This window comes from Streptomyces sp. NPDC104226 (genome assembly GCF_055584085.1).
Genome location: NZ_JBVJMS010000004.1, coordinates 13,930 through 27,976 on the forward strand (window position 1 = coordinate 13,930; position 14,047 = coordinate 27,976).

Genomic DNA, 14,047 nt, shown 5'->3' on the forward strand with positions numbered 1-14,047 from the left:
ATGCGGGTGACAGATGAGAACCGTTTGCGCCACTGCTCGCGCGGTGACCTCGCGGCGGCCCCCGCCGGAGCCCCGGCCCGTACGCGCGGGCACGCCGAAGCCCGCCCCCGCTCGTGGCGGGGGCGGGCGGCGGCGTGTGCGTCAGGGGGTCGCCGTGGGCGCCGGACCGGCGGCCGACGCGGACGGCGACGGCGAGGGCTTGGGCTTGGCGGACGGCTTGGGCTTCGGCGACGGGGAGACCGAAGCCGTGGGCTTCGGGGTGGGCGTCGGCTTCGGGGGGGGCGTGGGGGTCGGCGTCGGTGTGGGCGTCGGCGTCGGCGTGGGCGTGGGGGTCGGCGTCGGTGTGGGTGTCGGCGTCGGTGTGGGCGTGGGCGTCGGTATGGGGCTCGGCGTGGGCGTGGGCGTCGGCTTAGGGCTCGGCGTCGGCGTCGGCGTCGGCGTCGGAGTGGGCGTCGGCTTCGGCGGCGGCGTGGGTGCGGGTGTGGGCTTCGGCGTCGGGCTCGGGCCGGGCTTCGGCGGCGTGACCCCCGGGGTGCCGCCGTTGCCGCTCCCGCCGCCGCGGCCGTCCGGGACCTCGTGCGCGCCCTTCAGGTAGTACGTGAACCACGACCGCACCGTCCGCAGGTACGCGGAGGACTGGTTGTACGACAGCACGGCCCGGTCCAGGTCCCCGTCCACCCGCAGGTCGCGCGTTCCGGCGCACAGGTAGCGGCCCGCCGCGAGCGCGGCGTCGTGCACGTTGTTGGGGTCGCGCCGGCCGTCGCCGTTGGCGTCCTGGCCCCACGAGGCCCACGTGGACGGGATGAACTGCATCGGCCCGACCGCACGGTCGTAGCGGGAGTCCCCGTCGTAGGCCCCGCCGTCGGTGTCCGAGATGTTCGCGAAGCCGTTGCCGTCGAGCACGGGGCCCAGGATCGGCCGCAGCGTCGTACCGGCGGCGTCCACCTGTCCGCCGCGCGCCTGCCCGGACTCGACCTTGCCGATCGCCGCGAGGAGCTGCCAGCGCAGTCCGCATCCGGGGTCGTTCCTGCCGACGGCCTGCTCGGCGCCCCGGTACGCGGCGAGCACGCTCGCCGGTATGCCCTGCGCGCCCTCGGCCCCGCCCGTGGCCGCGGGCTCGGTGCGCGGTCCCGGATCCGCGGCGGCCGGTACCGCGGGCGGCGGCGTCGGGGCCGTCCCGTCCTCGGGCAGCAGTACGGCCGGCGGCTCGGGGCTCACCAGGGGCGGCAGGGCGGTGAAGTAGGAGCCGTCCCCCGCGGAGCCGTCGGGTACGGGTTCGGGCGCGGGCTCCGCGACCGGTGCCGCGTCGATGCCGGCCGCGACCGGCCCCTGCGAGGCGGTCAGCACGGCGGCCACGAGGGCGGAGACGAGCACGGCGGCCCCGCCCTTGCGCACCACCCGGCCGAACCGCGTCGGTATCCCCGCGGACGCACGTGCCGGTATCCGAACCGGTATCCGAATCCGAGTCGTCATGAGCCGGACCCCCCTCCCCCTCGACGTCCGCGTGACCCTACGTCAACTCGCTGGACAGGGCACGCATCGCGAGCGGGAATTCACGATTTCCTCATGTGTTCCGCAGGCCGCCCATACTGGACACACCGATCACACCGATCCCACCGGTCGAACCGACCGCGCCCAGCGCACCGGTCCCCACCAGTCACCGAGTCGAGCCCCGGAGGCAAGGCCCCATGCCGTTCACCCTCAGCCACGCGGCCGCCGTGCTTCCGGCCGTCCGCCGGTCCGGTCGGGCGCGCGGCCCCCTCGTCGGATCGGCGCTGGTCCTCGGGTCGTTCGCTCCGGACAGCTTCTACTTCGCCGACACGGTCGTCTCGGGCCTGAGGCCGTACGGCACCTTCACGCACTCCCTGCCCGGGGTCCTGACCGTCGACGCGGTGCTGACCGCCGTCCTCGCGGCGTGCTGGCTGCTGCTGCGCGAGCCGCTGATCGCCCTCCTGCCCCGCGGCCGGCAGGGCAGGGTGCACTCCTTCGTCCGGGGAGAGGAGTGGCGCGGGCGCCGATGGCCCGCGCTGGCCCTCTGGTTCTACCTTTCGGCGGTCGCCGGCTCCCTCACGCACGTGGTGTGGGACGCGTTCACGCACGTCGACCGCTTCGGGACGCGCACCCTGCCGGAGCTGGGCGAGCCGCTTGCCCTCGGGCTGCCCCTCTACTCGTACCTGCAGTACGGGACTTCGGCGCTCGCGGCCTGCTTCCTGGTCTGGTTCACGGTGACCGGGCTGCGCCGGCTGCCGGACGTACCGGCCCCCGCGTCCGTCCCGGTGCTCGGCCGGGCCGAGGTGGCGGGCGCGCTCGCGCTGCTCCTCGTCTGCGTGGCGGTCGGGGTCACCCTGCGCGTGCTGCGCTTCTTCACCTTCTTCGACCGGATCCGCACCCCGCTCGACATCATCCCGACCATCTGCTTCGGCGCGGGCGGCGGACTCGTCGTGGGGCTGCTGCTGTACGGGGTCCTCGTGCGCCTGCGCCACCGGCGGGTCCGTAACGACCCGTACGCGGACCCGGCCGCCGACGCGGACGCGAAAGCGCCCGTCCCCACCGCGTAGGCGGGGACGGGCGCTGCCGGGGGCCACAGGAACGGCCGGTCAGTGCGCGGCGGACTCCCAGTCGGGGCCGACGCCCACGGACACGTCCAGCGGGGCCCGCAGGTCGACGGCGGCGGCCATCTCGCGGCGCACCAGCTCCTCCACCTGCTTGCGCTCTCCGGGCGCGATCTCCAGCACGATTTCGTCGTGGACCTGGAGCAGCATCCGCGACGTCAGCCCTGCCTCGGTGATCGCCTTGTCCACGCGCAGCATCGCGACCTTGACGATGTCGGCGGCGGTGCCCTGGATCGGGGCGTTCAGCGCCATCCGCTCGGCGGCCTCGCGGCGCTGGCGGTTGTCGCTGCCCAGGTCCGGGAGGTAGCGGCGGCGGCCGAAGACGGTGGCCGTGTATCCGGTGGCGCGGGCCTCCTCGACGACGCGGCCGAGGTAGTCCCGGACCCCGCCGAAGCGCTCGAAGAAGGTCTCCATCAGGCCGCGGGCCTCGCCGGGCTCGATGTTCAGCTGCTGGGCGAGGCCGAAGGCGGAGAGACCGTAGGCCAGGCCGTAGGACATGGCCTTGATCTTGCGCCGCATCTCGGCGTCGACCTCGGAGCGCTCGACGCCGAACACCTGGGAGGCGACGGTGGTGTGCAGGTCCTCGCCCGACCGGAAGGCTTCGAGCAGGCCCTCGTCCTCGGAGAGGTGGGCCATGACGCGCAGCTCGATCTGGCTGTAGTCGGCGGTCATGAGGGATTCGTAGCCCTCGCCGACGACGAAGCCGCGGCGGATGGCCCGGCCCTCGTCGGTGCGCACCGGCACGTTCTGCAGGTTGGGGTCGGTGGAGGACAGCCGGCCGGTCGCGGCGACGGTCTGGCTGAAGCTGGTGTGCACCCGGCCGTCGGCGGCGATCATCTTGACCAGGCCCTCGACGGTGACGCGCAGCTTGGCCTGCTCCCGGTGGCGGAGCATGAGCACGGGCAGTTCGTGGTCGGTCTGGGTGGCCAGCCAGGCGAGCGCGTCGGCGTCCGTGGTGTAGCCGGTCTTGGTCTTCTTCGTCTTCGGCAGATCGAGCTCGCCGAAGAAGACCTCCTGGAGCTGCTTGGGCGAGCCGAGGTTGAACTCGTGGCCCACCGCCGCGTGCGCCTCCTTCACCGCCTGCTGCACGGCCGCGGCGAACTGCTGCTCCATCGCTTCGAGGTGGCTCCGGTCGACGGCGATGCCGGCCCGCTCCAGGCGGGCGAGCAGCTCGGAGGTGGGCAGCTCCATGTCGTGGAGCAGCTCGGCGGCGCCCACCTCGGGCAGCTTGACCGCGAAGGCGTCGCCGAGGTCCAGGACGGCGCGTGCCTGCGCCATGAGGGCTTCGGCCTCGGCGGTGTCGTCGGCGCCGAAGGCGAGCTGACCGTCGGCGGCGGCGGGCGCCAGCTCCCGGTGCAGGTACTCCTGGGACAGCACGTCCAGTGCGAAGGAGCGGCGGCCCGGCTTGACCAGGTAGGCGGCGAGCGCGGTGTCCATGGCGACGCCGGCCAGGGTCCAGCCGTGCTCCGGGAAGACCCGCATCAGGGCCTTGGCGTTGTGCACGGCCTTCGGCGCGGCGGGGTCGGCGGCCCAGGCGGCGAAGGCCCGCTCGTCGGCCTCGTCCAGCGCGGACGGCTCGAACCAGGCGGCGGCGCCGCCGGCCGAGGCCAGGGCGATCTCGGAGACGTTGCCGGCGCCGAGCGCCCAGGTGTCGACGGTGGAGATGCCGAGCGGGGCGCCCGCGTGGGCCTCCAGCCACGGCTTGAGCTCGCCGGCGCCGAGCACGGAGCCGTCGAGGGATACGGCGGCCGCCGTGGGGGCGGGGGCCTCTTCCTCGGCCGCGCCCGGGTCCACGGCGAGCAGCCGCTCGCGCAGGGAGGCGTTGCGGATCTCCAGGACGTCCAGGACTCCGGTGACGGCGGTCCGGTCGTAGGGGGCGCGGGCCAGGTCGGCGGGGGTCTTGGGCAGGGCGACGTCCTTGACCATCTCGGTCAGGACCCGGTTGAGCTTCACGGCGTCCAGGTGGTCGCGGAAGTTCTGCCCGGCCTTGCCCTTGACCTCCTCGGCGCGTTCGACGAGCTCCGCGAAGGAACCGAACTGGGTGATCCACTTGGCGGCGGTCTTCTCGCCGACGCCCGGGATGCCGGGGAGGTTGTCGGACGGGTCGCCGCGCAGGGCCGCGAAGTCCGGGTACTGCTGGGGGGTGAGCCCGTACTTCTCCTCGACCTTCTCGGGGGTGAAGCGGGTGAGCTCGGAGACGCCCTTGGTCGGGTAGAGCACCGTGGTGTGCTCGGAGACGAGCTGGAAGGAGTCCCGGTCGCCGGTGACGATCAGCACGTCGAAGCCGAGGGCCTCGGCCTGCGTGGCGAGCGTGGCGATCACGTCGTCGGCCTCGAAGCCGTCGACCGCGAACCGCGGCACCTTCATCGCGTCGAGAAGCTCGCCGATCAGCTCCACCTGCCCCTTGAACTCGTCGGGGGTCTTGGATCGGTTCGCCTTGTACTCGGGGAACTCCGTCGAGCGCCACGTCTTGCGGGACACGTCGAACGCCACGGCGAAGTGCGTGGGCGCCTCGTCGCGCAGCGTGTTCGCCAGCATCGACGCGAACCCGTAGATGGCGTTGGTCGGCTGCCCGGTCGCGGTGGTGAAGTTCTCCGCGGGCAGCGCGAAGAACGCCCGGTACGCCAGGGAGTGCCCGTCCATGAGCATCAGGCGGGGGCGGTCCGCTGCGGTCGGCTGGTCGGTCTTCTTCGATGCTGAATCTGCCACGCCCCCGATCCTAGGCCGCCGGACTGACAATTCCGGCGCCGGCCGTCACCCGGTCAGTGGACGCCCGCCCGGGCCCGGCCCCGCACACCCCCGGGCACCGCCTCGCCGCGGCGCTCTCGCCCGCTCCTCCGTGGGCGTCCCCACAGGACCCACAGGCCCCCCGGGGCCTCCGCGGGACTCCCCCGCCCAGCTCCTCTCCCTGCTCCCACGGCGCATCCGTCACACCGCCCGCCCCCGGCGCACACGTCCGGACTCCGGACGCCCCGTACCGCCCTCCCGGTCACCCCCGGAGCGTGGAAGGATCGTAAGTGCGGCACTATGTGCTGCATTCGCACGCACGCTCGAAGGGGAGCGACATGGCCACCAAGCCGCCCACAGGTGATCCCGTACAGGACGCACCGCAGGTAGCGCCCCCTCAGCACGCGGCCGCCGGCCTGCCCGCGATCGGGCACACCCTGCGGATCGCGCAGGAGCAGATGGGCCTGGCCCGTACCGCCCGCACCCTCCTCAAGGTCAACCAGAAGAACGGCTTCGACTGCCCCGGCTGCGCCTGGCCCGAGGGCGACAAGCGGCACACCGCCGAGTTCTGCGAGAACGGCGCCAAGGCCGTCGCCGAGGAAGCCACCCTGCGCCGGGTCACCCCCGCGTTCTTCGCCGAGCACCCCCTGTCCGACCTCGCCGGCCGCTCCGGCTACTGGCTGGGCCAGCAGGGCCGCATCACCCAGCCCATGCTTCTGGAAAGAGGGGCCCTGGCGGACGGCGCCGACCGGTACGAGGCCGTCAGCTGGGAGCGGGCCTTCGCGGTGATCGCGGAGGAGCTGCGCGCCCTGGACTCCCCCGACGAGGCCCTCTTCTACACCTCGGGCCGCACCAGCAACGAAGCGGCCTTCCTCTTCCAGCTGTTCGCCCGCGAGTTCGGCACCAACAACCTCCCCGACTGCTCGAACATGTGCCACGAGTCCTCGGGCTCCGCACTGAACGAGACCATCGGCATCGGCAAGGGCAGCGTCTCCCTCGAAGACCTCCACCAGGCCGACCTGATCATCGTCGCCGGACAGAACCCGGGCACCAACCACCCGCGCATGCTCTCCGCCCTGGAGAAGGCCAAGTCCGCCGGCGCGAAGATCATCTCGGTGAACCCGCTGCCCGAGGCCGGCATGGAGCGGTTCAAGAACCCGCAGACCCCCCTCGGCATGCTCAAGGGCACCGCCCTCAACGACCTGTTCCTCCAGATCCGCATCGGCGGAGACCAGGCCCTCTTCCGCCTCCTGAACAAACTGGTCATCGAGGCGGGCGGCGCAACCGACGAGCAGTTCATCCGCGAACACACCCACGGCTACGAGGAGTTCGCGGCCGCCGCCCGGGACACCGACTGGGACGAGACGCTCACCGCCACCGGCCTGACCCGCCCCGACATCGAACGCGCCCTGGCCATGATCCTGGCCTCGGAGCGCACCATCGTCTGCTGGGCCATGGGCCTGACCCAGCACAAGCACTCCGTCGCCACCATCCGCGAGGTCGTCAACCTGCTGCTCCTGCGCGGCAACATCGGCCGCCCCGGCGCCGGCGTCTGCCCCGTCCGCGGCCACTCCAACGTCCAGGGCGACCGCACCATGGGCATCTTCGAACGCCCCGCACCCGCCTTCCTGGACGCCCTCGACAAGGAATTCGGCATCACCTCGCCCCGCGAGCACGGCTTCGACGTGGTCCGCTCCATCCAGGCCCTGCGCGACGGCAAGGCCAAGGTGCTCTTCGCCATGGGCGGCAACTTCGTCGGCGCCACCCCCGACACCGAGGTCACCGAGGCCGCCGTCCGCCGCGCCTCCCTGACCGTGCACGTCTCCACCAAGCTCAACCGCTCCCACGCGGTCACCGGCCGGCGCGCCCTGATCCTGCCCACCCTCGGCCGCACCGACAAGGACGTCCAGGCGGGAGGCAAGCAGTTCGTGACCGTCGAGGACTCCATGGGCATGGTCCACGCCTCCCGCGGCAACCTCGCCCCCGCCTCCCCCCACCTGCTCTCCGAGCCCGCCATCGTGGCCCGCATGGCCCGCGCCGTCCTCGGAACCGCCTCCGCCACCCCCTGGGAGGAGTTCGAGAAGGACTACGCCGCCATCCGCGACCGGATCTCCCGCGTCGTCCCCGGCTTCGAGGACTTCAACGCGCGCGCGGCCCGACCCGGCGGCTTCCAACTCCCGCACGCCCCGCGCGACGAGCGCCGCTTCCCCACCAAGACCGGCAAGGCCAACTTCACCGCCGCACCCGTGGAGTACCCGCACCTCCCGGCGGGACGCCTGCTCCTGCAGACCCTGCGCAGCCACGACCAGTACAACACCACCATCTACGGCCTCGACGACCGCTACCGCGGGATCACCGGCGGCCGCCGCGTGGTCATGGTCAACCCCGAGGACGCCGCCGAACTCGGGCTCGCCGACGGCTCGTACACCGACCTCGTCGGCGAGTGGCACGACGGCGTGGAACGGCGCGCCCCCGGCTTCCGCGTCGTGCACTACCCGACCGCCCGCGGCTGCGCCGCCGCCTACTACCCCGAGACCAACGTGCTCGTGCCCCTCGACTCCACTGCGGACACCAGCAATACCCCGGCGAGCAAGTCCGTCGTCGTGCGCTTCGAGCCGGCCTGATAGAACGACCCGAGAACCATATGGTTAACGAGCGTTGACGAACGGAGTCGGCCCATGGGCGAGCAGCAGCACGCGGTGAAGTTCCCGCAGGAGGTCCTCGACGAGTACACGGCCCTGGGCATCGACCTGCCCGCGCTGTTCTCGGCGGGCGACCTCGGCAAGCGGATGGACATCCGCATCCTCGAAGCCTCCGCCGAGCGCGTCGTCGCCACCATGCCCGTCGAGGGCAACACCCAGCCCTACGGCCTCCTCCACGGCGGGGCCTCCGCCGTACTCGCCGAGACCCTCGGCTCGGTCGGCGCGATGATGCACGGCGGCATCACCAAGGTCGCCGTCGGCGTCGACCTGAACTGCACCCACCACCGCGGCGCCCGCTCCGGCCTGGTCACCGGCGTCGCGACCCCCGTGCACCGGGGCCGCTCCACCGCCACCTACGAGGTGGTCATCACGGACGAACACGACCGCCGCGTCTGCACCGCCCGCCTGACCTGCCTGCTGCGCGACGCGAACCCGCAACAGGACGGCAACAACTAGCCGTTGCCCTCGCAGCGGCGCCGGTCTAGCGTTCCCGCATGGGATCCGGACCGGCGCCGCGACGCGCCCTGGCCGCAGCCGCGACGACGGCGCTGCTGGCCACCGCACCGCTCGGCTGCACCGGCGGCGATCCCGGGACCACCCCCTCCAACGCCCCCTCCCCACCGGCGCCCCAGGACGTCTGCACCCGCCTGATCACCCACTGGGCGGGCGTCATCCTCGACGCGGGCGACGGCAGCGACGCCGTCCACCTCGACTACCAGTCCATGGGCCTGTCCGGCGGCCAGAACGACATCCTGCGCGCCGTCCTCGCCGACGCCCGCGCCGAGCGGGACGCCAAGGGCCCGGCGGCCGCGCGCGAGCTCACCGCCCGGGAGGCGGAGCGCCGCTGCGCGGACCGCTACCGGTCGGGCGCCCCGACGGACGGTCCCTGGCAGTGAGCGGCGGCATCGGCCCCATCGAGCCCGGAGAGGGCACGGAGGCCCACGAGGGCCCGCACCCCGCCCTCCGAACGCCGCACACGCCCCCGGCCGTCCGACGGCTCCGCGAGGCCTACGAGGGCCACCGGCGGGCCGTCATGACCCTCGGGGCGCTGACCTGCGTCTCCGCCGTCGTCATCGCCGGGGCCGCGCTGTACGCGGCCCGGCCGCGCCCCGCCCCGTACCGACCGCCCGCACCCTCGCAGGCGTTCTCCCTCACCTACGTCGCCCCGCTCGGGCAGGACCCGGGACAGGACTCCGGGCCGAGCCCTTCCGGCGCAGCCTTCGCGTTCACCGTGCGTGTGCACGCCTCGGCCGGTCCGGCCATCACCCTGGAGCGGCTGGAACAGTCCTCGCGGGCACTGACGGTCGAGGTCGAGCCACCACTTCCGGCCACGCTCGCCCCCGGGGAGGCCCGTGACCTCGCGGTACGGATTCGCGTCACAGACTGCGTGCATGTGGCACGGAATTCCGGGCTCCCTTTCCTGGAAGTAACCCTCAGTAATGGGTTTGAGAAAGAGGATCACAGCTACATCCCCGGTGACCGATATGCGCGCGATCTCTCCACCGCTCTGACCAGGGCCTGTCCCGAAGATCGAGACGCGAGCACCCCGCCGCCGTCATGAGTAAAAGGGCCCAGAGTCCTGGCGCGACAGCAGCCAAACCAACCAACGGTCCTGCCGCATCTCACTATGCGGACAAGACGAACCGGCCGGATTTCCCCCTTTCCACCCGCAGAGATCCGCTATGTATTACGCCGTGGCATAACAAGAGAGTCACATCATTGGCCTCAGCCCTCCATAACGTCCTAAGACCCGCTTAGAGTCACGGCCAGTCACCGCGACCAGCCGGATTCACTTCAGTTCGGTTCCCCGCGTTCGACACGGTGCGTCCCACGGGGGACGCAGTGCCAGGAAAGGACTGATCGTGCGTCAGCGTTCTCTCATTGCCGTCACCGCCGCTCTCGCCGCGGGTGCCCTTACTCTCACCGCCTGTGGCTCGCGTGACGACAAGGGCGGATCCGCCGACACCGGCGGCGACACCACGGTCGTCATCGGCGTCGACGCTCCCCTCACCGGCGACCTCTCGGCCCTCGGCCTCGGCATCAAGAACTCCGCCGACCTCGCCGCCAAGCAGGCCAACGAGAAGAAGTACGTCAAGGGCGTCACCTTCAAGATCCAGGCCCTGGACGACCAGGCACAGGCCTCCTCCGGCCAGCAGAACGCCACCAAGCTCACCGCCGACAAGGACGTCCTCGGCGTCGTCGGCCCCCTGAACTCCTCCGTCTCGGAGTCCATGCAGAAGGTCTTCGACGACGCCAAGCTCGTCCAGATCTCCCCCGCCAACACCAGCCCCTCCCTCTCCCAGGGACCCAAGTGGGCCACCGGCGAGAAGGTCCGCACCTACAAGAGCTACTTCCGCACCGCCACCACGGACGCCATCCAGGGCCCGTTCGCGGCGCAGTACCTCTTCAACAAGGCGGGCAAGAAGAAGGTCTTCCTGATCGACGACAAGAAGACCTACGGCGCGGGCCTCGCCGGCACCTTCAAGGGCGAGTTCACCAAGCTCGGCGGCCAGGTCGTCGGCGAAGGCCACATCGACCCCGAGAGCACCGACTTCGGCGCCATCGTCACCCAGGTCAAGAACTCCGGCGCCGACGTCGTCTACTACGGCGGCGAGTACCCCGCGGCCGGCCCGCTCAGCAAGCAGATCAAGGCCTCCGGCGCCACCATCCCGCTCGTCGGCGGTGACGGCATCTACGACAAGAAGTACGTCGAGCTCGCCGGCGCCGGCGCCGCGGGCGACCTCGCCACCTCGGTCGGCGCCCCGGTCGAGAGCCTGGCCTCCGCCAAGGACTTCGTCGCCAACTACACCAAGGCCGGATACAAGGAGCCCTTCGCCGCGTACGGCGGCTACTCCTACGACTCCGCCTGGGCGATCATCGAGGCCGTCAAGGCCACCGTCGACGCCAACAACGGCAAGCTCCCCGCCGACGCCCGCGCCAAGGTCCTCGCCGCAGTCCAGGGCGTCTCCTTCGACGGCGTGACCGGCAAGGTCTCCTTCGACGAGTTCGGCGACGCCACCAACAAGCAGCTCACCGTCTACAAGGTCGAGGGCACCGAGTGGAAGTCCGTCGAGTCCGGCACCCTCGGCGGCTGACCACCACCAGCACCCACCGGTAGCCGGTAGTCCGCTCGAACGGCCGGCCCCCGGAGCACCACCCCACAACAGCCACACCCGCCGCGCGGGGCGCGCACAAAAAGCGCCCCGCGCGGTGTCACATCCGTCGAAAGACTCGGAGGACCTGCGGTGCACGAACTGCCGCAACAGCTGGTCAACGGCCTGCTACTGGGATCCATGTACGGGCTCGTCGCCATTGGCTACACGATGGTCTACGGCATCGTCCAGCTCATCAACTTCGCCCATGGCGAGATCTTCATGACCGGCGGATTCGGGGCCCTCACCGTCTGGACCATGCTCCCCGGGGGCACCACGATGTGGGTCGCCCTCCCCCTCATGCTCATAGGCGCGATCATCGTCGCCACCCTCATAGCCGTCGGCGCCGAACGATTCGCCTACCGCCCCCTGCGCACCGCACCCCGCCTCGCCCCGCTCATCACCGCCATCGGCCTCTCCCTCGCCCTCCAGCAGGCGGTATGGGCCTGGTACCCCGGCGCGAAGTCCAAGGTCGTCTTCCCCGAGATCCCCGGCGGCCCCTTCCACATCGGCAGCATCACCATCCAGACCGGTGACATCTTCCTCCTGCTCGCCGCCCCCATCTCCATGGCCATCCTCGGCTTCTTCGTCAAGAAGACCCGCACCGGCCGCGGCATGCAGGCCACCTCGCAGGACCCCGACACCGCCAAGCTCATGGGCATCAACACCGACCGCATCATCACGGTCGCCTTCGCCCTCGGCGCCGCCTTCGCCGCCATCGGAGCCGTCGCCTACGGCCTCAAGTACGGCGAAGTCAACTTCAAGATGGGCTTCCTCCTCGGACTCAAGGCCTTCACGGCCGCAGTCCTCGGCGGCATCGGCAACATCTACGGCGCCATGATCGGCGGACTCGTCCTCGGCCTCGCCGAAACCCTCACCACCGCCTACGTCGCCGACATCCCCGGCTTCGAACAGCTCGGCGGACAGACCTGGGGCAACACCTGGGCGTTCGTCCTCCTCATCCTCGTCCTCCTCTTCAGGCCCCAAGGCCTGCTGGGCGAGCGCGTCGCGGACAGGGCGTGATGACCATGACGACCACCACCACGGACACCACGACCATGAACGCAGCCACCACGGCACCCAAGGGCTTCATCCCCCTCCCGGAGAAGACCGGCCGCGCCCTCGCCACCGCAGGCGGCGCCCTCACCATCGTCTCCTGCTTCCTCTCCTGGACCTGGACCTCCGCCTTCCCCGGCGACCTCACCGTCTACGGATACCCCGGCGGACTCCAGTGGCTCGTCCTCGTCGGCGGCCTCCTCACCACCCTCTTCGGCCTCTCCTCCTACGGGATCAAGGGCCTGAGCTGGCTCACCCCCGCAGGCGCCGACGCCGCCATCAAGCTCTCGGCCCTCGCCGCGTTCGTCACCACCGCGTACACGGTCTTCGCGATCATCAGCCTCAACGGCGTGATCGTCGACCTCGAACCCGGCGCCGGCATCGCCCTCCTCTTCTCCCTCCTCGCCCTCGTCGGCGCCCTCGCGCTCCCCTTCGAACGACCCCTCCTCGAAGGCCCCGACCCCGACGACAGCAGCTGGGAACAGTTCAAGCACAACGCGCACAACAAGGTCACCACCACCAAGGCCGCCTTCACCTCCGGCCCGACCCGGCCCGCCCGCGCGCTCCCCGCCTGGACCGAGATCCTGATCATCGCCGCCGTCCTCGCCGTCGGCCTCGGCGTCTTCACGTACGGCATCACCACCCCGTACCAGGAACTCTTCATCGGCTTCCTGATCACCGCCGCCTTCGGCGCCGCCGCCCTCAACAAGGCCGGCCTGATGGCACGCATCACCACCCTCACCGCCCGCCACCGCAACGTCGCCCTCGTCGGCGCCTTCGCCGCAGCGGCCGCCTTCCCCTTCACCCAGAGCGACGACCAGTACGCCACCCTCGGCGTCAACATCCTCATCTTCGCCACCGTCGCCCTCGGCCTGAACATCGTCGTCGGCCTCACCGGCCTCCTCGACCTCGGCTACGTCGCCTTCCTCGGCGTCGGCGCCTACACCGCGGCCCTGGTCTCCGGCAGCCCCAACTCCCCCTTCGGAGTACAGCTCCCCTTCTGGGCCGCCATCCTCATCGGCGCCGCCGCCTCCATGATCTTCGGCGTCCTCATCGGCGCACCCACCCTGCGACTGCGCGGCGACTACCTCGCCATCGTGACGCTCGGCTTCGGTGAGATCTTCCGCATCTCCATGAACAACCTCGACGGCGTCTCCGGCCCCGACGTCACCAACGGCCCCAACGGCATCGCCAACATCCCCAACGTCGACCTCTTCGGATTCGACTTCGGCGCCCCCCACACCATCGCCGGCTTCACCATCGGACGCTTCGCCAACTACTTCTTCCTGATGCTCCTGATCACCCTCATCGTGGTCATGGTCTTCCGACGAAGCTCCGAATCCCGCATCGGCCGCGCCTGGGTCGCCATCCGCGAAGACGAAACCGCCGCCGAAGCCATGGGCATCAACGGCTTCCGCGTCAAGCTCATCGCCTTCGCCCTCGGCGCCACCCTCGCCGGACTCGCAGGCGCCGTACAGGCCCACGTGAACTACACCGTCACCCCGGACCAGTACGTCTTCGCCAACGCCGTACCCCCGAACTCCGCCTTCCTCCTCGCCGCGGTCGTCCTCGGCGGCATGGGAACCATCTCCGGCCCCCTCGTCGGCGGATCCCTCCTCTTCCTGCTCCCCAACAAGCTCCAGTTCCTGGGCGAGTACCAGCTCCTCGCCTTCGGCGTCGCCCTCATCGTCCTGATGCGACTGCGCCCTGAAGGACTCATCCCCAACAAGCGCAACCAGCTCGAACTCCACAAAGACATGGAAGCGCCCACGGGCCTCGGCAAGGCAGGGGTCTGACC

Annotated in this window: 10 protein-coding genes; 8 read left to right on the forward strand and 2 right to left on the reverse strand. The window is 71.2% G+C overall.

Features of this window, described 5'->3' with window-relative positions; translation table 11 throughout:
• Positions 1-141: 141 nt before the first annotated feature.
• Entirely contained in the window at positions 142-1,473 is a 1,332-nt protein-coding gene (locus ACZ60J_RS13490; RefSeq protein ID WP_469681582.1) for a lytic transglycosylase domain-containing protein, read from the reverse strand.
• Positions 1,474-1,688: 215 nt separating this feature from the next.
• On the opposite strand from ACZ60J_RS13490, the gene ACZ60J_RS13495 reads away from it, so the two are divergent.
• A complete protein-coding gene (locus ACZ60J_RS13495) occupies positions 1,689-2,558 on the forward strand; it encodes a DUF4184 family protein (RefSeq protein WP_469681584.1) in 870 nt (289 codons plus the stop codon).
• Positions 2,559-2,597: 39 nt separating this feature from the next.
• On the opposite strand, the gene polA is transcribed toward ACZ60J_RS13495, so the two are convergent.
• Complete coding sequence (gene polA / locus ACZ60J_RS13500; protein ID WP_469681585.1) at positions 2,598-5,321, reverse strand: DNA polymerase I; 2,724 nt, start codon at positions 5,319-5,321, stop codon at positions 2,598-2,600.
• Between the two features lie 356 nt (positions 5,322-5,677).
• Between polA and ACZ60J_RS13505 the strand changes: the two genes are divergently transcribed.
• The 7 genes from ACZ60J_RS13505 to ACZ60J_RS13535 all read left to right on the forward strand — a co-directional run bounded on the left by ACZ60J_RS13505 (position 5,678) and on the right by ACZ60J_RS13535 (position 14,045).
• Complete coding sequence (locus tag ACZ60J_RS13505) at positions 5,678-7,963, forward strand: FdhF/YdeP family oxidoreductase (protein ID WP_469681587.1); 2,286 nt, start codon at positions 5,678-5,680, stop codon at positions 7,961-7,963.
• Positions 7,964-8,017: 54 nt separating this feature from the next.
• Positions 8,018-8,497: a PaaI family thioesterase gene (locus tag ACZ60J_RS13510; RefSeq protein ID WP_469681588.1), complete on the forward strand. Its 480-nt coding sequence runs from the start codon at positions 8,018-8,020 to the stop codon at positions 8,495-8,497.
• A gap of 38 nt (positions 8,498-8,535) precedes the next feature.
• The gene (locus ACZ60J_RS13515; protein WP_469681590.1) at positions 8,536-8,937 is read left to right on the forward strand and encodes a hypothetical protein; all 402 of its coding nucleotides are present in this window, start codon (positions 8,536-8,538) and stop codon (positions 8,935-8,937) included.
• 137 nt (positions 8,938-9,074) lie between these two features.
• A complete protein-coding gene (locus tag ACZ60J_RS13520) occupies positions 9,075-9,602 on the forward strand; it encodes a Tat pathway signal sequence domain protein (RefSeq protein ID WP_469681592.1) in 528 nt (175 codons plus the stop codon).
• A 301-nt stretch (positions 9,603-9,903) separates the two neighbouring features.
• Complete coding sequence (locus tag ACZ60J_RS13525) at positions 9,904-11,136, forward strand: branched-chain amino acid ABC transporter substrate-binding protein (RefSeq protein ID WP_469681594.1); 1,233 nt, start codon at positions 9,904-9,906, stop codon at positions 11,134-11,136.
• Between the two features lie 150 nt (positions 11,137-11,286).
• Entirely contained in the window at positions 11,287-12,216 is a 930-nt protein-coding gene (locus ACZ60J_RS13530) for a branched-chain amino acid ABC transporter permease (RefSeq protein ID WP_469681596.1), read from the forward strand.
• On the forward strand, positions 12,216-14,045 hold the full coding sequence (locus tag ACZ60J_RS13535; RefSeq protein ID WP_469681598.1) for a branched-chain amino acid ABC transporter permease: 1,830 nt from the start codon (positions 12,216-12,218) through the stop codon (positions 14,043-14,045). Before ACZ60J_RS13530 ends, ACZ60J_RS13535 begins: the two co-directional genes overlap by 1 nt.
• Positions 14,046-14,047 lie beyond the last annotated feature (2 nt).

What these genes read in the sequence shown, in the direction of transcription:
- ACZ60J_RS13490 (WP_469681582.1), bottom strand. Translation starts at nt 1,473, where the DNA reads ATGACGACTCGGATTCGGATACCGGTTCGGATACCGGCACGTGCGTCC.
- ACZ60J_RS13535 (WP_469681598.1), top strand. Translation starts at nt 12,216, where the DNA reads ATGACCATGACGACCACCACCACGGACACCACGACCATGAACGCAGCC.
- ACZ60J_RS13495 (WP_469681584.1), top strand. Translation starts at nt 1,689, where the DNA reads ATGCCGTTCACCCTCAGCCACGCGGCCGCCGTGCTTCCGGCCGTCCGC.
- ACZ60J_RS13505 (WP_469681587.1), top strand. Translation starts at nt 5,678, where the DNA reads ATGGCCACCAAGCCGCCCACAGGTGATCCCGTACAGGACGCACCGCAG.
- ACZ60J_RS13510 (WP_469681588.1), top strand. Translation starts at nt 8,018, where the DNA reads ATGGGCGAGCAGCAGCACGCGGTGAAGTTCCCGCAGGAGGTCCTCGAC.
- ACZ60J_RS13515 (WP_469681590.1), top strand. Translation starts at nt 8,536, where the DNA reads ATGGGATCCGGACCGGCGCCGCGACGCGCCCTGGCCGCAGCCGCGACG.
- ACZ60J_RS13520 (WP_469681592.1), top strand. Translation starts at nt 9,075, where the DNA reads ATGACCCTCGGGGCGCTGACCTGCGTCTCCGCCGTCGTCATCGCCGGG.